Annotated in this window: 18 protein-coding genes; 8 read left to right on the forward strand and 10 right to left on the reverse strand. The window is 63.4% G+C overall.

From position 1 onward, the window contains the following. Positions 1-3: 3 nt before the first annotated feature. The 5 genes from AYX22_RS01890 to AYX22_RS01910 form a co-directional block, all read right to left on the reverse strand. Positions 4-1,641, reverse strand: coding sequence for an NAD(P)/FAD-dependent oxidoreductase (locus tag AYX22_RS01890; RefSeq protein ID WP_207595858.1), 1,638 nt, complete (start codon positions 1,639-1,641; stop codon positions 4-6). Between the two features lie 32 nt (positions 1,642-1,673). After that, positions 1,674-3,431 (reverse strand): flavin reductase, encoded by a 1,758-nt coding sequence (locus AYX22_RS01895; RefSeq protein ID WP_207595859.1) that lies wholly within the window; start codon positions 3,429-3,431, stop codon positions 1,674-1,676. Positions 3,432-3,461: 30 nt separating this feature from the next. After that, the gene (locus AYX22_RS01900; RefSeq protein ID WP_207595860.1) at positions 3,462-4,700 is read right to left on the reverse strand and encodes a styrene monooxygenase/indole monooxygenase family protein; all 1,239 of its coding nucleotides are present in this window, start codon (positions 4,698-4,700) and stop codon (positions 3,462-3,464) included. 39 nt (positions 4,701-4,739) lie between these two features. Continuing rightward, on the reverse strand, positions 4,740-5,528 hold the full coding sequence (locus tag AYX22_RS01905; protein ID WP_207595861.1) for an SDR family oxidoreductase: 789 nt from the start codon (positions 5,526-5,528) through the stop codon (positions 4,740-4,742). 124 nt (positions 5,529-5,652) lie between these two features. Continuing rightward, on the reverse strand, positions 5,653-5,802 hold the full coding sequence (locus AYX22_RS01910; protein ID WP_207595862.1) for a hypothetical protein: 150 nt from the start codon (positions 5,800-5,802) through the stop codon (positions 5,653-5,655). Between the two features lie 167 nt (positions 5,803-5,969). On the opposite strand from AYX22_RS01910, the gene AYX22_RS01915 reads away from it, so the two are divergent. Beyond that, complete coding sequence (locus AYX22_RS01915; protein WP_207595863.1) at positions 5,970-6,938, forward strand: AraC family transcriptional regulator; 969 nt, start codon at positions 5,970-5,972, stop codon at positions 6,936-6,938. On the opposite strand, the gene AYX22_RS01920 is transcribed toward AYX22_RS01915, so the two are convergent. The 3 genes from AYX22_RS01920 to AYX22_RS01930 form a co-directional block, all read right to left on the reverse strand. Beyond that, positions 6,912-7,739 carry a Fic family protein gene (locus tag AYX22_RS01920; protein WP_207595864.1) on the reverse strand — a complete coding sequence of 276 codons (828 nt, stop codon included), beginning with the start codon at positions 7,737-7,739 and terminating at the stop codon, positions 6,912-6,914. The two genes, AYX22_RS01915 and AYX22_RS01920, sit on opposite strands and share 27 nt — an antisense overlap. A gap of 360 nt (positions 7,740-8,099) precedes the next feature. Further along, complete coding sequence (locus tag AYX22_RS01925; RefSeq protein WP_207595865.1) at positions 8,100-8,801, reverse strand: FadR/GntR family transcriptional regulator; 702 nt, start codon at positions 8,799-8,801, stop codon at positions 8,100-8,102. 72 nt (positions 8,802-8,873) lie between these two features. Beyond that, complete coding sequence (locus AYX22_RS01930) at positions 8,874-9,677, reverse strand: alpha/beta hydrolase (RefSeq protein ID WP_207595866.1); 804 nt, start codon at positions 9,675-9,677, stop codon at positions 8,874-8,876. 129 nt (positions 9,678-9,806) lie between these two features. Here AYX22_RS01930 and AYX22_RS01935 point away from each other — a divergent pair, with 129 nt between their 5' ends. The 5 genes from AYX22_RS01935 to AYX22_RS01955 all read left to right on the forward strand — a co-directional run bounded on the left by AYX22_RS01935 (position 9,807) and on the right by AYX22_RS01955 (position 15,148). Further along, positions 9,807-11,330, forward strand: coding sequence for a four-carbon acid sugar kinase family protein (locus AYX22_RS01935; RefSeq protein WP_207595867.1), 1,524 nt, complete (start codon positions 9,807-9,809; stop codon positions 11,328-11,330). A 26-nt stretch (positions 11,331-11,356) separates the two neighbouring features. Next, positions 11,357-12,259: an NAD(P)-dependent oxidoreductase gene (locus AYX22_RS01940; protein ID WP_207595868.1), complete on the forward strand. Its 903-nt coding sequence runs from the start codon at positions 11,357-11,359 to the stop codon at positions 12,257-12,259. 102 nt (positions 12,260-12,361) lie between these two features. Continuing rightward, complete coding sequence (locus tag AYX22_RS01945; protein ID WP_207595869.1) at positions 12,362-13,828, forward strand: GntP family transporter; 1,467 nt, start codon at positions 12,362-12,364, stop codon at positions 13,826-13,828. After that, the gene (locus AYX22_RS01950; protein ID WP_207595870.1) at positions 13,828-14,703 is read left to right on the forward strand and encodes a class II fructose-bisphosphate aldolase; all 876 of its coding nucleotides are present in this window, start codon (positions 13,828-13,830) and stop codon (positions 14,701-14,703) included. Before AYX22_RS01945 ends, AYX22_RS01950 begins: the two co-directional genes overlap by 1 nt. A gap of 52 nt (positions 14,704-14,755) precedes the next feature. Continuing rightward, on the forward strand, positions 14,756-15,148 hold the full coding sequence (locus AYX22_RS01955) for a DUF1304 domain-containing protein (protein ID WP_207595871.1): 393 nt from the start codon (positions 14,756-14,758) through the stop codon (positions 15,146-15,148). A 15-nt stretch (positions 15,149-15,163) separates the two neighbouring features. Here the strand turns inward: AYX22_RS01955 and AYX22_RS01960 are convergent, their stop codons facing one another. Then, on the reverse strand, positions 15,164-15,583 hold the full coding sequence (locus AYX22_RS01960) for a VOC family protein (protein WP_207595872.1): 420 nt from the start codon (positions 15,581-15,583) through the stop codon (positions 15,164-15,166). 159 nt (positions 15,584-15,742) lie between these two features. On the opposite strand from AYX22_RS01960, the gene AYX22_RS01965 reads away from it, so the two are divergent. Further along, positions 15,743-17,107: an acyltransferase gene (locus AYX22_RS01965; protein ID WP_207595873.1), complete on the forward strand. Its 1,365-nt coding sequence runs from the start codon at positions 15,743-15,745 to the stop codon at positions 17,105-17,107. Next, positions 17,104-17,460 (forward strand): GNAT family N-acetyltransferase, encoded by a 357-nt coding sequence (locus AYX22_RS01970; protein WP_207595874.1) that lies wholly within the window; start codon positions 17,104-17,106, stop codon positions 17,458-17,460. Before AYX22_RS01965 ends, AYX22_RS01970 begins: the two co-directional genes overlap by 4 nt. A 3-nt stretch (positions 17,461-17,463) precedes the next feature. Here AYX22_RS01970 and AYX22_RS01975 read toward each other — a convergent pair whose 3' ends face one another. Next, positions 17,464-18,081: a hypothetical protein gene (locus tag AYX22_RS01975; protein WP_242703481.1), complete on the reverse strand. Its 618-nt coding sequence runs from the start codon at positions 18,079-18,081 to the stop codon at positions 17,464-17,466. Positions 18,082-18,180 lie beyond the last annotated feature (99 nt).

Below are 18,180 nucleotides of genomic sequence, written 5' to 3' on the forward strand. Positions count from 1 at the left end.
CTCCTATCGCTTTCTTGGTTTAAGTGCTGCTTGAAGACGCGAAAATCGTGAAGTTTTGGTCGTCAGTTTTTGGGCTACCAAATGTCCCGAGCCGCCGGAGAGGCCGGGACCAGGGTGGGTTGACGCGCCGATATGCCACAGGCCTTCGACGGCGGTTTGGTGGCCTGCCGCCTCGGGGAACGGCCGCCAGAGCAAGTTTTGAAAGAGCTCAGCGGACCCTCCATAGGGGTCGCCGTTGACGGCATTGGGATTAGCGCCGGCCAGGTCCGTGGGGGCGATGATGTCTGAAGCGAGAACCGTGGCCTGGGTTCCCGGTGCGAACTGCTCCAGCCGGGCAAGGGCCCGCTCCAGATAGCCCTGTTTCAGCTCCTCGGTCCAGCCTTCCTCCACTGACAGTTCGCCGGCCGCATCATCTACGGGAGAGAACGGAACCTCCTGCAGTTGCAGCCACAGCGTGGCTTTGCCCTCTGGAGCGCGGGACGGATCCAGCACGCACTGCTGCCCGACCACCACCGTGGGTTCGCTGGGCAGCAGGCCGGCTTCGGCCTGGGCGCAGGCGATTCCCGTGCTGTCCGAGCCGTTGCTGATGTGCACCAGCGGAACTTCGTTGAGTCGCGGATCGAGCCACTCCACGGGTTTGTCCAGGGCGAGGTGGATCTGCAGGGCGCCGCGGCCGTTCTGGTAGCGTTCGGCCGCCGCCGCGGTCGCGGCCGGTGGCTGGCTGAGCAGCCGGGTATACAGTGCTTGCGGCGAGACGTTGGCCAACACGGTGCTTGCAGCGACCACGCCCTGCGCAGTGCGAACACCGGTGACTCTGCCTGAACCGCTGTCCACCAGGATCTCTTCCGCCTCAGCGCCCAGCATGATCTGAACCCCGTTGTCCCGCAGCAACGACTCAAACGCCGCCACGAACCTCGACGCCCCGCCTTTCACCACCGGGAGCCCAAAACCGTGCATGGTCATGGCCATCACCGGCAACATCACCCCACCTGTTGCCTGGTCCGGGCCAAGCCCCGCGTGCAGGAGCCACGGAGACCACAGCTGGTCCGTTTCCCACCCATCAAAGCGGCTGCGGGTGTAGTTCCGGCCGCTCATCACCGCGTCCCGGACGAACGACTCTGTGCCGGAGAAACGTCCACGCCGGACGGCTCCGAAGGCAATCTTCGCAACCTCCCTGAATGATCGAAGCTCCGCCCCGAACGCCCCAAAAACCGTGCCGGCATTCCGCTCAAGGTCATTCAACATGGCCAGGTAGGCGGACTGGTCGCCGGTGACCTTGAAAGCGGCAGCCGTGTCGCCCGGATCCCGCTGCGCAATGACCACCCGGTGAGCTCCCGTGGCCGGATCTGCGGCGACGCTCGCGGTCACCGGGCCGTTGGTGTTGCAGTACTCCAGACCCCTGGCGTGCAGTTCCTTGCCCAAAGCCGCGTACGCACCACCTGACACGAACAACGGGTGCCAGGAAGAGAAGGAGTCGTGCACGAAGCCCGGCAGGGTCCGCTCGGAGGAATGAATGAAACCTCCCAGCCGGTCCGAACGCTCGATGATGCAGACGCGCTTCCCGTCCATGGCGAGCTCAGCTGCCGCGACCAAGGAATTGATACCCGAGCCAATGATCGCGACGTCAACGGAATCGACCATCTCCGCTCCTTTCAGAAGTGCTCAGAATGTGGCTAGAAGTCCGGGTGGCTGGCGGTTGCGTGGTATTTGCCGCCATGGAACACCAGGGGAGCGCCGCCGTCGTAGTCGTATCTCTCCACTTCCCCCACATAGATGACATGGTCGCCGGCGTCGTGCCGTGAGACCGTACGGCATTGGAAGGAGGCCACCGCGCCGTCCAGCAGCGGAACACCGGCGATGCCCTCGGTGGTGTCCGTGCCGGCGAACTTGTCGATGGCGGGGGTTGCGAACTGGCGGGACAGGACATGCTGGTCGCTGGCCAGGATATTGATGGCGAAATGCGTGGCGTTCTCAAAGTCACCCAGGCTGGGCGACCGTTTGCTGGGACACCACAGCACCAAAGGCGGTTCCATGGAAACTGACGTGAATGAATTCGCGGTCATCCCCACCTTCCGGCCGTCGGCAGCAACAGTGGTCACCACGGTAACGCCTGTGGCGAATTGCCCCAACGCGCCCCTGAAATCCCGGATATCAAAAACCGAGGAGTCTTCCTCTTTGCGCGCCTGCATGAAATCGGCTGCGGCAGTGGGATCGAACCACCACGGGTAGGACGTCCGGGGATCATCGAACCCGGCCACGATGCCCGCTGCCAGGGCCGGGTGTTCAGCGGCTTCGCTGAGGAGGGTTTTCTGGTGGTCCCTGCGGGGCTTAAGGAGGTCGTTGGTCCATTCAACCGCCCACTGGCCCCATCCACGCCAGAACTCATCGAACGTCCGCTCCATCCAGTGGCGGTCGAACGGCTGCCGGCCCCTGCGAACTATCGCATCGAGGTAGTACTTGGCTGCCAGCGTCGCATTGTTTGAGCCCTGCCCGGTGAGGGGATCGTTGAGGACCACTGCGTCACCCAAGCCGAACACCAGCTTGCCGTTGGCCAACTCCCCGACGGCGGACCTCACCGTTGGCGTGATGCGCCCCAGAAGGGTGGCGCCGCTGTCGGTCAGTTCCGCGGTGGCAAAGTTCTCTGCCTCGTGCGGAAAGTGCTCCCTCAGGATCTCCAGCGATCGCGCAAGGTGCTCTTGCGGGGTCCCGACGTCGGTCCACCGGTCCATGGGGCCGCCCACCACGCCTTCGAACACCATCATGCGGCACGGCCCGGAGACGGTCAGGCCCGGGAACGTAAAGAACTCGCCGACGCCGGGGACCATGGACATGCGGATGGCCGCGCCGCTGCTGGAGGTGCTGTCCGGTGACGCGTCGCCCGCGACAGCACAGCTGCCGGCCGTGACGTAGGTGAGCGCCAGGACCCGCTGCGGCCGGTCGAAGGGCGACTTTGCCTTGTCGCGCGGGAAAATCTGGCCGATCTCGCCCTTGCCGGTGCTGACAATCACCAGCTCGTACTCGCGGGCGAGCTCTTCGAGCATGCGCGGAGTGACCTTCTCAATGCGGAAGTCGCCCCCGGCGGCCACGAACGTCTCGACCCAGAGTGCGCTCTTGATCCGTTGGTCGATGGAGCGGGCCGGCCCATCCAAGGGGGCCTCCCATTCGACGGGGTCATCAGCTTCCACGCGCAACCGGATGGAGGTGATGCCCGGGACGGAGCCTGACTCGTAGAACTCCGTGAGCGCTGTACCCATCTGGGCTTCGGCGTCGAGCGCGGTGGAGAACATGCACTGGCTGGACATGACTTTGCCGGTGCGGATCTGGGCCGCGGAGCGGTCGGACAGGAGCGTCACGGCGTAGCCATCCCGCTGCAGGCCCAAAGCCAGTTGGGCACCGGATTCCCCGGCCCCGACGATTGCAATTTTTCGCATGGTTAAGTCCTTGCTGGCACGGGTGTGCTATTAAACCTTGGCGGCGGAGAGGCCGGCCAGGTAGTCGGCAGCTTTGTCCGGGTACATGAACCAGTCCTGGAATTCCGGAGGGTGGTTGAAGCCGTTGGCGAAGCGGTGGGCAATGGCCGGCTCGTTGTTCGCGGCGCCCAGGAGTTCAAGGACGTGGGGCGGCGGTGGGGCCAGGAGGGCATTTGTCCAGTGTGCAACGTGCTGGGCGTAATCCCAATAGCGCTCGAAGGTGGCCTGCATGAACGGAGCGTCAAACGGCTGCGCCTCGTGTTCAATAATGCTGGCCAGATACGACGCCGCGCACTTGCTTGCGTTGTTGGACCCCTGGCCGGTGATGGGATCGTTCAAGACCACGACGTCGGCCAGCCCCAGTACCTGCCTGCCGCTGGGCAACGTGGCGATGGGGTGGCGGACGGTGGGCGCGAACCGGCCTTGGAGGACGCCGTTGGGATCGGTCAGCTCGACGTCCGTGGCCCGCTCTGCTTCCCACGGCAGGAAGGTGCGCAGGATGTTCTTGGAGTTCTCCAGATGTTCCTCCGGTGTGAGGCCCTTCCAGGTGTCCATAGGCCCGCCCGGCACTCCTTCGAAGACCATGATTTCGCAGGGGCCGGTGGTGGTGAGGGCTGGGAAGACGAAGTACTCGCCAACTCCGGGGATGAGGTTGAACGAGACCGCCGAGTACTCTTCGCGGGGCTTCAGGCCCTTCACGTAGGTCAAGGCAAGGGCGCGCTGCGGGGCGTCGTAGGTGCTGCGTTCGGCGTCGCGGGTGAAGAGTTGAGCGATCTCGCCTTTACCAGCCGCCACGATCACCAAGTCCGAGTTCTGCGTGTATTTCTCCAGCTGGTCCATCCCGGCGTCGTCAAAGATCAGCTCACCACCGCGCGCAACAAACTCCTCCATGAACCGCGGAAATTTCACCCGCTGATCGATGGACTTGGCGTGGTTATCCAGGCGGGATGCCCAGCTGATGGCCTTCTGACCTGGCAGTTCAGGGTGGGGGATGGTGAAGGAGATGCCGTCCACCGTGGGGGCGTCGGGCCAGAAGTCCAGCCCTAATGCGCGTTCGTGCTCCAGCGCGTTATGGAAGATGCACTGGCTTGAGGCCACTTTGCCTTCCTGGATTTCCTGCGGGGTGCGGTTGGAAATGGTGGTCACATGGAAGCCCGCGTCCAAAAGCCCGATGCCGAGCTGCAGCCCGGACTGTCCTGCTCCGACGATGGTGATGTGGCGTTGCGTCATGGTGTTTGTCCTTGTCTGTCGAGTTGCTGTGAGGCCGTGTCAGTTGGCGGCGAGCAAGGGAATGGTTTCTTCGGCCCGCTCCGGGCCCAAAGCGGAGTAGCCGCCGTCGACAGCCCAATCGGCGCCGGTCACGAAGCTGGCTTGGTCGCTGGCGAGGAACGCGACGACGTCACCCACCTCGTGCGGGCGGCCGACGCGCTTGAGTGCGTGGAACGGTGCCGCCACGGAGTCCGTCTTCTCCAGGTTCCCGTTGCTGAGGGAGTCCATGATGTTGCTCCACACCCAGCCCGGGCTGACCGAGTTGACCCGGATCCCATCCGATGCGAAGTCCACTGCCATGCTGCGGGTCACCTGCACCAAAGCAGCCTTGCTGGCGGGGTACAACCATCGGCCTGTCTGGGCAACGGAGCTGGAAATGGAGGTGAAGTTGATGATGGCGCCGCGCCCCGAAGCCTTGAGGTACGGGCGGGCCGCGTTGCTTGCCACGACGGCGCTCACGAGGTTGACGTTGAGCGCCTCGAGCCAGTCGGCACGACCGGAAGCCGCGCCGTCGTCCTTGTAGGTACAGGCAAGGTTCACCAAGATGTCGAGCCCGCCGTAGAGGGCCACGGTTTCCTCAACGAGTTCGCTGACTGCGGCGTCGTCGGTGATGTCCGAGTGGGAAAAGTGGACCCCTTCCCCGAGTGCTTTGGTGAGCGTGTCGCCGTCGGGAGCTATATCGGCCACCACCACTGTGGCCCCGGCGTCCCGCAAAGCCATGACCACGCCCTGGCCCACCTTGGTGGCTCCACCGGTGACGATCGCTGTCCTGCCCGTGAGTGCTGACATGTGCCGAACCCTTTCCCGCGATGATGATGTTACGCAAATATGACGTGCGTCATATTTGTCCTGTAAGCGACTCTAGGCAGCCGCCGTCGTCCGGAATATCCACGTGGCGCGAGGATTATCCGAATTACGCAGGGTCTTCCTCTTCTTCATGCCAGCCGACCCAAGCCGCGGAAATGAGGCGGGGTTCCCCGGCCCGAAGCTCTGCCGTCCAGAGTTCGAAGTGACTCCGGTCCCATTCGTCCCGGCGGTCATGAACAGCCTTGATGTTCTTCACTTGTGCTCACCTCGCTTCCGTCACTGTTGTGGTTCTGTGAGCTGCGTCATACTTGTCCTAAAAGCGACTCTAGGCAGTAGCTGCACTCCGGAATATCCGCTCGGCGCGGGGATCATCCGAAAAGCGAAAAGACCCTGTGTAGTGGAAAACGGTGAAGTAGGTGGCGGATGGTGAGGATTCTTCCTCGTGACGTTCTGCGGGGGCGGCCCACCTTGGCCACCACCGACGTGGACCAAGCGCACGCCAAAATTGCTGAGCTTTTTTGCAGTCACGAGCTGTCGCCGCGGACGCGCCAGTCCTCGGTGGACATGAAGTTGCGTTCCCTCCACCGCGGCGATGTGGGAATCGAGTTCCTGGACTACGGCGCGGACGTTCGGATTGAGCCGGAGGGTCTCCAGGACTTCCATTTAGTGCAGATCCCGTTGGCGGGGCACGCATCCATGAAGGTGGGCGCGAGCACTGTGGAATCGAGTCCGGCGATGGCCACCGTTCCCCCGCTCGACAGGCCCTTCTCCATGAGCTGGGACAGCGGCAGCCCGCACCTCATTGTGTACGTGCGGCGGGCAGCGCTGGAGCGGGTGGCGTGGCATCTCAACGGCGCGGCACTTGGTGGGCTGGGCTACGGCATGGACCTTTCAGGTGGCGCCGGGCGCGCGTTCTTGAGGGCCGTCGTCGAACTTCATGACGACATGATCAGCCAGCCGCAGTCCGCGGCTCCCGCCTTTGTTCAGGGGTTGTTGGCGGACAGCATGATCTCGCGCTTGCTGATGGCGATGGAGCCGCCAGGCGTGGAGGCCCGGGACGCGGCCTCGGAGGGCCGGCTGGTCCGCGAATGCCGCGAGTTGTTGGAGCGTCACGCGGCCGAAGAACTCACTGTCCCTGACATCGCCGAGTGCCTGGGAGTTTCGGTCCGGACCCTACAGACCGCGCTCAGGGCGGAAACGGGCGCGACGCCGTCGGAGTTGCTGCGCAGTATCCGGCTGGACCGGGCCCGGGAGATGCTGCTGGAAGCGAGCCCGCGGGAGCAGAGTGTCACGGCGGTGGCGGAGTTGTGTGGTTTCACTCACCAAGGGCGCTTCTCTGCGCTCTACGTGAAGGCCTTCGGCGAATTACCAAGCGAGAGCTTGCGCCGCTAGGCAGGAGGCGGAGACTTCTGAATCGCGCAGAATGCGGGGCAGGAATCCCAATTGATCCAATTCCCGAACCAGAAGTGGCGTTAGTTCACTCGGGGCCAGCCGAAGCCGGTAGGATCTCTTCCCCTTGGCGATCGGTTCAATGACGCCGCGGTCCAGGAGCTTTCGAATGTCTTGACTTCGTGTCGCAGCTGAACCTGTGAATGCTGAACTAAGGTCTGCGGCCTTCACGTCAACTTTCCGCGCGATGATGGTCAAAGCCAGGGCTTCGTCCGCCGTGAAGCGCGACGAGGCGAGGCCTCGCGCGATTGCGGCAACCAACAGGCCTTCCGTAACGAAGTCCTTGTCACCGAGTTTCGCCAACCTTCTGAGGTCTGTCAGTAGTCCTTCGAGGACATACGTCGACCAGCGAATCAGGGACTCGGGTTCGAGGGAATCGGCGTCTTCGAGTCGTTCGTAGTAGAGGGCGCGGTTCTCCCCAAATACGGCCGTTGGGTTCAGCGCCCAGTATCCGGCGGTGTCGGAGAACCCTTGCCGCCGCATGGCGGCGTAAGTCATGAGTCTCCCGACACGACCATTGCCATTGCCGAAAGGATGAATCCAGACGAACCGATGGTGGGCGAGCGCAATCTTGAGGAGCTCGTAGTTTTGATCTACGTCCGCATTGATGAAGTCGAGGAGTGCCGTCATGTCTCCGTGCACGCTCCCTGGCGAGGGTGGTCGGTGCGATGAGCCGCTGATGGTGACATCGGCGAGCCTGTAGGCACCAGGTGTGTGGTCCCCTTCACGTTCCAAACCGGCCACGGAGATGCGGTGCAGCTCCCGGACAAACCCGTGCGTCAGTATCGTCCCCCGGCCGACGGCGGAGTCGACGAAAGCCGTTGCTTCTTGGAGCTGGTTCGCAACTGTGTGAAGACCTCGGGAGCGGTGGTTCCTTCACCTAAATCTGCGCGAACCCGTTCAAGGTCGATGATGGCTTTCGCCAGTGGAGAGCTAAAGGGGAACTCGGGAAAATCGAGTGGGTTCACGGGGAGAATGTTCCAGAGAGGTTTCCAACAATTAAGAGCATGGCCGGATTATTCCCTAGAAATCAGTGATTTCGCTAGACCCGGCCCGTGCAGGAATTAAATTATCCGAGTCCAACAATTAAGGCGCCTGTGCCAGTTACGCCTCCAGCACGTACGTCTTCAGGTCGTCCAGCGTCTGCTGCATGTGCGCGTCCATCGCGAGTCGGGCCTCGTTGGGGTTGCGGGATTCCAGCGCCGAGGCAATCTTCCGATGGTGGCCAATGGCGTGTTCCTGAATCTCCGGGAAAGCCGATGTTTCGGTGCGGCGCGCTTCGAGGACCCGGTGCAGCGGCTCAAAGAGCACAGCCACAAACACGTTGCCGGAGGCGTGAAGAATCACGTCGTGGAAGGCGAGGTCGGCTTCCACGAAGGCCGCCAGATCGTTGACTTCGTGGGCGGCCTGCATCTTGTCGACGTGTTCGCTGAGTGCCGTGAGTTCCTCGTCGGAGATACGTTCGGCGGCGAGTTCGCAGGCGCCGGTTTCCAGCATGCGGCGGAGCTCAATGAGCTGGATCGCGGCGGCCGCGTCCTTGGTGCCCTCAGATGCCGCCCGCAGCACGGCTTCCAGCGATGCCCACTGATTCAGGGGGTTGACGAACGTGCCGCGGCCGCGCTCTACGCTGAGAATCCGTTGCGCTTCGAGGGTCTTCATGGCCTCACGCACGGTCATGCGGCTCACCTCGTGCTTGGCGCTGAGCTCAAGCTCACCGGGGACCACCGTTCCGGGCGGAAATTCACCCGCGATGATGCGGTCCAGCAACTCATCAGCGACGACGCCGACCAGCGACTTGCGTGCCATGTATCCCCATTTCCTGTACTCCGACCACCCTTTGTCCCGCGTCTTCCCGGGGTGGGATGGTTGTCAGACATCTTACGCTGGCGGTGGCCAGCTTGTTTCCCAAAATTCATGCAGCGCCTCGGCACATTCCTGCGGCTTCTCCCAGTGGACACTGTGGCCCGCGCCGGGAATGGCCTTCAGTCGACGCTGGGGGCTTTCGGCCACGAACGCGCGCAGGTGCTCTATGGGCCGAACCCGGTCTTCAGTTCCGGCGAGCACCAGCAACGGCGCGTGGACGCGCCCGGGTACTGAAGGTTCGACGCCGGTCATGGCCGCCAAGGCGCTGGCGGACAGAACAGGGAAGGGGACATTGAATCCGGTGCTGAGCCGCACCATGTCTGCTGCCGGCAACACCCCGTACCAGGCGTTCATGAGCTTCGCGATGGTTCCGGAATCGAAGAACCCTTGGTCCAGCTGTGACCTGAGCACATCCTTGAACCCCTGATTTTGCGGCACCGGCGCCATGCCCACCAGGGTCAGTGAAGCCACCAGCTCCGGGCGGGCCGCCGCCAGCGTCAGTGAAACACTGCCACCCATCGAATGCCCCACGATGTGCACGGGACCTTGGGCCCGTGCTTCAAGCATTGCCCCCACCGAAGCCGCTGCCGAGTCCAGGTTCCATTCGAAATCCGACGGCAGGAAATCTCCCGAATGGTAGCCGGGGAGGTCGAGAATCCAGACTTCGCGGCCGGCGTCGAGCAGCTTCCTGGCGAGAGGCTCCCAGTACACCGAGCCGGATGCCCAGCCGTGGATCAGCACTGCGGGCAACGGCTGACCTGCGGGAATGGCAGGGGTGAGGACGTTCACGTGCGGGAGCGGAACCACGCTGTCAGCCATGACCCCAGCCTAGTGACGTGGAGCATCTTGCGCGGTGAGGAGCCGTGTGTCACACTAATTCAAATGTTAGATGTCTGACATCTTACATTCACCAAACCGCTACACAGATTTCCCACGATGGAGTGCACAGTGACCCTTGAAGCAGACGTTCTGGCCGCTTTCCCGCCGGAAGTCCGGATTCCCGCTCAGCTGGTAGCTGACGCCGTTGCCGCGTCCGCCGCCACCACCCCGCGCGTTTTGGTTGTCCTCGACGACGACCCCACAGGCACGCAGTCCGTTGCGGATCTCGCCGTGCTCACCCGCTGGGAGGTTGAGGACTTCACCTGGGCCTTCACCCACATCCGTGAGAACCAGACCCAGGCCGCCGTTTACGTCCTCACCAACACCCGCAGCCTGGACCCCGCCGAAGCCGCTGCCCGCAACGAGGAGATTGTCCGCAACGCCCTCGCTGCGGCGTCGGGCAACGGTGGTGGTCCTCGGCTGCGCCTCGGCTTCGTCAGCCGCAGCGACTCCACCCTCCGTGGTCACTACCCCCTGGAGCCGGACGTCATCGCCGCTACCGTCGCCGCGGAAACCGGCGAACCCACCGACGGCGTCGTGATCGTTCCGGCGTTCCCCGACGCCGGCCGCGTCACTATCGGCGGTGTCCACTTCATGCGCGGCACGGGAGAAAACCTCGGCACACTTACCCCTGTGGCCGAGACGGAATTCGCCAAGGATGCGAGCTTCGGCTTCAAGAACTCTGAGATGGCCAAATATGTGGAGGAGAAGTCGCAGGGCCGCTTCCCTGCCAGCGACGTGATCGTCCTTGACCTGAACATCATCCGCGCCGGCGCGTCTGCCCAGGACCCCACCATCTCCGCCAAGGCCATCGCCGACGCTCTGGAGTCCGCCACCAACTCCACTCCGATCGTGGCCGATATCGTCACCGAGAACGACTTCCGCGCCCTTGCCCTGGGCCTCGAAGAAGCCGAACGGCGCGGCAAGAGACTCCTTTACCGCGTGGGCCCGCCGTTTGTCCGCGGCCGGATCGGCCAGGAAATCCGTACCGCTCTGACCTCCGAAGAGGCGTTCGCGGGCAATACTCCCTCTGCAGCCGGCGGCTTGATCGTGGTCGGCTCCCACGTTGGTGTCACGACCCGCCAGCTCAACGACCTCACAGCCGAGCACAGCTCGGCCAAGACTATTGAGATCGACGTCGAGAAACTCATCGCCGGTACCGAAACCGCGGGTGAAGCAGAGGCCGACGCCTACATCGGAACCGTGGTGTCCGACGTCGTGGACGCTCTCCACTCCGGTGACGTCATCGTCCACACCAGCCGCCTGCTCATCAAGACCGACGACGCCGCCGCGAGCCTGAAGATCGCCCGCACCGTCTCTGCCGCCGTCGTCGCTGTGGTCAACCGGACCCTGAAGACCTTCCCGCCGCGCTTCGTCATCGCCAAGGGCGGTATCACCTCCTCCGATGTGGCAGCGCATGGTCTGGAAATCCGCCACGCGATCGTCCGCGGGCCCATGCTGCCAGGCATCGTCTCGCTGTGGGAGCCGGTAGACGGTCCCGCAAAGGGCATCCCGTACGTCGTGTTTGCCGGCAACGTCGGAGACGACCAGTCCCTGACCCAGGTCACCCGCAAGCTCAGCAACACATTCTAGAATCCCGAACTTCAATGGAGAACACCATGACCAGCAGCAACTACACCATCACCGTCCTGGGTCTCGGGGCCATGGGCCTGCCCATGGCTACCCGCCTCGCATCCGAGCTCACGGTTCACGGCTTCGACATTGCCGAGCCGCGCCTTGAACTCGCCGCAGAAGCCGGCATCAAGACCTTCGCCTCAGCCCGCGAGGCTTCCCAGGACGCGGACGCGTTGCTCCTGGCCGTGCGCAACGGCGAGCAGCTCAACGATGTCCTGTTCGGTGAGAATGGAGTTGCCTCGGTATTGAAGCCGGGCGCCGTCGTGATCCTCGGCAGCACCGTTGGCACCGAAGCCATCCCCGCCACGGTCGCCAAACTCGCTGAGTACGGCGTCGCACTGGTGGATGCTCCGCTGTCCGGCGGTCCGAAGCGTGCCGGTGAAGGCGACCTGCTGATCGTCGTCGGTGCCGAGCCGGAGGCCCTTGAAAAGGCGCGCCCCGCACTCGAGCTGCTGGCCTCCACCCTGAGCATCGTGGGCGACAAGCCCGGCGACGGCCAAGCCCTCAAGACCGTCAACCAGCTCCTCTGCGGCGTCCACATCGCCGCCGCTGCAGAGGCCATGGCCCTTGCCGACGCCCTCGGCCTGGACCAGGCGAAGACCCTTGCCGCCCTCGAAGCCGGAGCCGCCGGTTCCTTCATGCTGTCCAACCGTGGTCCGCGCATCCTCGAGGCCTACTCCGAAGACGGCGCCGAAGTCCTCAGCCGCCTCGATATCTTCGTCAAGGACATGGGCATCGTGGGTAAAGCGACGCGCGCCGCCGGCCTCGCAGCACCCGTTGCCGCCGCAGCTGAACAGCTTTACCTTCTCGGCCAGGCCCAAGGCCTCGCCGCTGCCGACGACTCCGCCGTCATCAAGGTTGTCGCGCCCGCAAAGCGCACCGCCTAACCACCCCCATAAGAACCCGCGACGACGGCGATCCCCCCTTCGCCGTCGCCGCTACCTCCCGCCGGTCTTGCCTAGACTGGTATGTCAAAGGAGACACCCCCCATGAATCCCCTCGTTAACTCGTTGATGGTTCAGGCGGCCGACGCCCCCGCCATCAAACCCGCAGTGGAACTGGGAACACCCCTTCTGCTGACCATCGCCGCAGCCGGAATCGCTTTGCTGCTGGTGCTGATCATCCGCTTCAAGATCCAGGCTTTCGTTGCGCTGCTGGCAGTCAGCATCGTGGTGGGTGTTGCCGCCCAGATTCCGCTCAAGGACATCTTCACCGTGGTGACCACGGGCGTTGGCAGCACCATGGGCAAGGTCGCCTTGTTGATTGCCCTCGGCGCCATCCTCGGCCGCATGATCGAGGTTTCCGGGGGCGTGCAGTCCCTGGCTACCCACTTCACTGAGAAGCTTGGCGCGAAACGCGTCGCTATCGCATTGACCGCCGTGGGTTTCCTTGTGGCGATCCCCGTGTTCTTCGAGGTGGGCGTGATCGTCCTGGTCCCGATCGTCTATGCCTTCGCCAAAATCGCGAACGTCCACCCCATCAAGTTCGGCCTGCCCATGGCGGGCATCATGCTGTCCATCCACGTCGCCGTACCGCCGCACCCGGGCATCGTCGCCGGCGCCGGTGTCTTCGGCGCCGACATTGGGCTGATTACCCTCATCTCCCTGATCATCTGTGTTCCACTCGGTTTCCTGTCCTACTGGGTTGCGAGCATCATGAACCGCAAGGAGTACGAGCTGCTCCCGGGCGTCAAGCAGCAGGTGGACGAGTTCGGTTCTGAATCCCTGGTCCACGTCGGCCACGACGGTCCGGGTGCCCGCGCCATCGCTCCTCCGCGTCCCGGCCTGATCATGTTCCTGATCGCCGCTCCGATCGCCCAGATCCTCCTTGGCACGGTCGGCACGCTGACCATCCCCAAGGACAACTACTGGTACGGCGTGGCCGCGTTCATTGGCAACCCGTTCTTCGCCCTGCTCGTCGCCGTTGCGCTGTCCTTCTTCCTGCTCGCTGTCCGCCGTCATTGGTCCCTCAAGGAAACCGGCGAGATCTTCGAAGGCGCACTCCCTCCCATTGCTTCCATCCTCATGGTGGTCGCAGCCGGAGGCGTGTTCGGTGAAGTGCTCCGCACATCCGGCATCGGCGCAGCCCTGTCGCATACCCTGGACAGCCTTGGCCTGCCGGTCATCGTGCTTGGCTTCATCATCTCGCTCGCCCTCCGCGCCGCGCAGGGTTCTGCAACCGTCGCCATCGTGACCACCACCGGCTTGCTGACCTCCGCCGTGATGGAAGGCGGCTACACCCCCGCGCAGATCGCCGTGATCGTGATCGCCATCGGATTTGGCTCGCTCGGCCTCTCACACGTCACCGACGCAGGCTTCTGGACCGTGGTCCGTTACTACGGCCTCACCGTGTCCGACGGCCTCAAGACCTGGACCGTCCTCACCACGATCCTTGGCCTGGCCGGCTTCGCGCTGACGTACGTCGCCTGGATCCTGGTAGGGGGCTTGGCCCACTGATGCGCACCACACTCGATGACCTGGTCACCTCTGCGCTGGCCGATGGCTCCGCAGTTCCGGCATTCACCTGCTACGACTTCACTACAGCCCTTGCCGTGGTTGCGGCCGCTGAGGATGCCCGTCTTGGCGTGATCCTGCTGGTCGCTCCGAAGACTGCGTCCACTGCCAACGGCCTGAGGCTCATCACGGCCCTGCGTGGCCTGGCTGACTCCGCGAGTGTTCCCGTCTCTGTCCAGCTTGACCACGCGTCGGATCTACAGGTCATTCGTGATTCCGTGGCCGCCGGTGCTGACGCGGTGCTCGCCGACGGTTCGTCCTTGCCCTACGAGGACAACATCGCCCTGGTCTGCGAAGTCCGAGCCGCGCTGGACGCGCTAGGTGCTGCCGACGTCGTGATCGAAGCAGAACTCGGCGGCCTTGCCGGCGACGAGGACAGGGCGTTCGGTACTGACGATTCAGCGCACGACGCCGCAACGTCAGTTGCGGGGCTCACTGACCCGGCGCAGGTGGCTGACTTCGTTGAACGAACAGGGGCGCAGCTCCTGGCCGTTGCAGTGGGCAACGTGCACGGCAAGTACAAGGGCGAGCCCACCATCCGCTGGGACGTGCTGCAGGACGTCGCAGCACGGACAGACGTTCCGCTGGTGCTCCACGGTGCTTCCGGCATCCCCGCCGATGAGCTCGCGAAAGCCCCTTCGTTGCGGGTTGGCAAGGTGAACTTCAACACTGAACTGCGCACCGGAATCCTGTCCACGCTGGAATCTGAAACCGCAGCGCACAGGGCCGATGGCGAGAATCTGCAAGGCCTGCTGTCCAAGTGGAACGTCTCTGCGGCGACCTTCGCCGGTGCCACACTGGAGTTGCTCAGCGCCTGACGGGCAGCGCGGCACCCCGATACCGGCATGACAGGGAGGCTAGGATCAAACCATGATCCTGGCCTCCCTGATTTTTGCGTCGATAGCTGCCCTGCTCCACGTTTACATCTTCACCATGGAGTCCATTACCTGGACCAAGCCCAAGACCTGGAAAACGTTCAGCATCACCTCCCAGGCTGACGCGGAAACCACCAAACCGCTCGCCTACAACCAGGGCTTCTACAATCTCTTCCTGGCTATCGGAGCCTTGATCGGAATCGTCGCAGTGGCCATGGGCGCCCCGCAGGTGGGCTGGACCCTCGTCTTCAGCAGTTGCGGTTCCATGCTTCTGGCAGCTTTGGTCCTCGCCGCAAGCGGCAAGAAGTACCTCCGCGCAGCGACCCTCCAAGGAACCACGCCGCTGCTCGCCGTCGTGCTTGGTGTCCTGGCGCTGACTCTTGGCTAGGACCCAGGCTCCCGGCTAGGACTCCGGCGGTCCGTCCTGGGCTGCGGCTTCGTCCATCCAGACCACTTCCCAGTGGTGCCCATCCAAGTCACGGAACGCCCGGCTGTACATGAATCCCATGTCCATGGGGTCGTAGGTTTCGGAACCTCCGGCGTCAAGGGCCTTGGTGGCCAAGGCGTCCACCTCTTCACGGCTGTCGGCCGAAATGGCGACTATTGCCGCCGTCGAGTTTTGGGTGTCCGCGATGGGCTGCTTGGTGAACTCGGCAAACTTGGCGTGGGTCAGGAGCATGGCGAAAATGGTGTCGCTGAAGACCACGCAAGCGGCGGTTTCATCGGTGAAGTTTGGATTGATGGAGTAGCCAAGGGCCGTATAGAAGGCCTTGGACGCCTCGAGGTCGCTGACGGGGAGGTTCACGAATATGGACGTAGTCATGGCTTCGATCCTGCCGGTGTTTCGCCGTCCCGTCCAGACCCCAAAAACCAGTGGTGGATGACCCGCCGATACCCAGCCATATCCAGCCTGCTGGCTCCGCCCCTTCGACGGGCGGACAATGGAGTCAACACGCAGGTGCGTGGGTTCCAAGGGAGAGCCATGGAGCGGGAATCGGAAGCGAACCACCGCGCAGGCCGGGACGCGGTGGCGCAGAGGGATCCGGCGATCGACCTTGTCCGGTTCACCTGCCTGCTCCTGGTGGTTGCTGCGCATTGCATGATGGCCAACCCTGTTCTGCAGAAGGACGGGACGGTCACCACGGAGAACGTACTCATGGAGCAAAGCTGGTTCACACCTGTGGCCTGGGCCCTCATGATCGTTCCACTGTTCTTCGTGCTGGGTGGTGTGACGGGCTTGCAGTCGTGGCGGCGCCTGAGAGCCCGCGGCGGTACCGGACTCGACTTCGCCCATCTCCGGCTCCTCCGACTGGTCCGCCCCGCCATGGCATTGCTCGCCGTCATGTGGGGAGGGCTGTGGGTCGCGCTGCTGCTGGGTGTTCACCCCCAGGTCATCCAGCTCATGGCCACCGGCGCCGCCATGCCGCTGTGGTTCCTGGCCGCCTATCTCACGGCGCAGCTCAGCGTTCCACTCCTGGCCAGGTTCCACGAACGCGCACCACTGCTGACCCTCGCCATGTTGGTGGCGCTGATCATCACGGTTGACTCCCTTCGAGGAGCGCTTCCCGTGCTCGCGTTCACCAATCTGATCTTTGTGTGGTGTGCGGTCCAGCAGTTGGGTTTCCTCATAGCGGATGGATTCTTGGAACAGCGCAGCCGTACCTGGTTGGTGGGTGTCATTGTCTCCAGCAACCTGTTGTTGGGGCTGGTCACAGGAGTGGCTGTTTATCCGGGCAACATGGTGGTCAATATCAACCCGCCCAACCTGTGCTTGCTGCTGTTGGGCATCTCACAGGCCGCAACGCTTCAGCTCCTCCGCAACGGAATTGAATGGCTCGCGGGAGTCCGCTGGATCCAGGCAGTCATTGCCGTAGCCGGCCGCAGGTCCATGACGGTTTATCTGTGGCATCTTCCGCTGCTGGTGGGCATGTCAGGTTTGTTGTTGCTCACCGACGTGCCCAAGCCCGCAGGTGGCACGCCCGAATGGTGGTGGGCCCGGATCCCTGTTTTCCTTGCCGTGGTCGCCTTGCTGGTGCCGGTGGTGTGGCTTTGTGGCTGGTTGGAGGACCGTCCGACGGCGGCAAGCCACGCGCGGGGTCCTTCGCGTACCGCTGTGGTGACGGCCGCCGTCGTCGTTTTGATTCCGCTTGCGGACGCCGCGTTAAACGGCCTGACGCTTGCCTTGTTGGGTGGGGGAGCGGCGTGCTTTGCCCTTTCAGTCCTGTTGCTGGGCAGGGTTCCGACGCCGGTGCTGCCGCTATCGCCCGACGTTGGGATCCATGAGCGGCGCGGCTATCAGGTCCCCACGTTGCGGGAGCCGGGTTTAAGTGCCAATCTCGAACCATGACCGAGTACACGGATTCACTGGCAGAGTCGTTCCGCCCTGGCGTCACTACGGTGCGCAACGACAAATTCCACCGCTATGAGCTGTACGTAGACGGCGATTTGGCCGTGATTTCCCAGTTCCTTGATCGGCCCGGTCACATTGATTTCATCCATACGGAAACCAAGCCCGGGTTCAACGGCCAGGGCCTGGCTAAAGTCCTGGCGCACTTTGCTCTGGACGATGTTGTGGCGTCCGGCAAGCGCATCATCCCGCATTGCCCGTATATCGCCGCGTACCTGAAAAAGCACGAAGGCTATGAGCAGGATGTTGACTGGCCCGCCGAGAAGCCCGTGGGCGAACCGGGCAACGAATAAGGCCTAAGCGGGCACTGGCTGCTCTGAGTTCTTCCTTCTCTTCAGTGGCAGGCCTGCCCTGTCCGCAGGGAAGGGCCAGTCTTTCCGTGCGCCGCTGAGGGAGACGATTGCGTCATTTTCATCGAAAACGACTTGGCCGCGGCAGCTGGCATGGACCTGCATGGCGCTGACCAGGCTGCCCCCGTGGATATGGTCGGCGTCGGTCACTAAATAGGTAAAACTCCGCATCACGGACTCCCCAGGGGCCAGCAGCCGGATCCGGAGGTCGCGCTCAACCGGTTCCGAGGTATAGCGCAGCACCTCCATGCCCTCGTTGGTGAAGGACCGGGGTACCAGCGTCACGTCCCGCAAATGGCTTGCGGAGCGGTTGATGATCCATGCCGTAAAGATGACGGTATCTCCTGGAATGGCCACCGGCCGGTCCGCTCCGTAGACCAGGGTGGCGCGGCCCGCATTCTTCTTGCGGGTGAGTGGACCTGATCTGTGCGGCGGCAATCCACGGACAATGGCGCTCGGTTGCTGCGTTCCGTCCTTATGGAGAGCACGCATCAGTTTCAGGAAGGGGCGGGGGCGGCGGGCGTCCATGGTTCCTCGATTCGCGCCAGGGTTCAGGAGGGTCATGTTTATTAGTGCGGCCAAGGTTGGGATCGTGACGCGAAAGTTGGAGTTCTCTACAGGCCCGCGACGCCCGGTTCAAGTCACACGGTTTCTGGTGTCACA

Source organism: Arthrobacter sp. D5-1 (genome assembly GCF_017357425.1).
GTDB lineage: Bacteria > Actinomycetota > Actinomycetes > Actinomycetales > Micrococcaceae > Arthrobacter.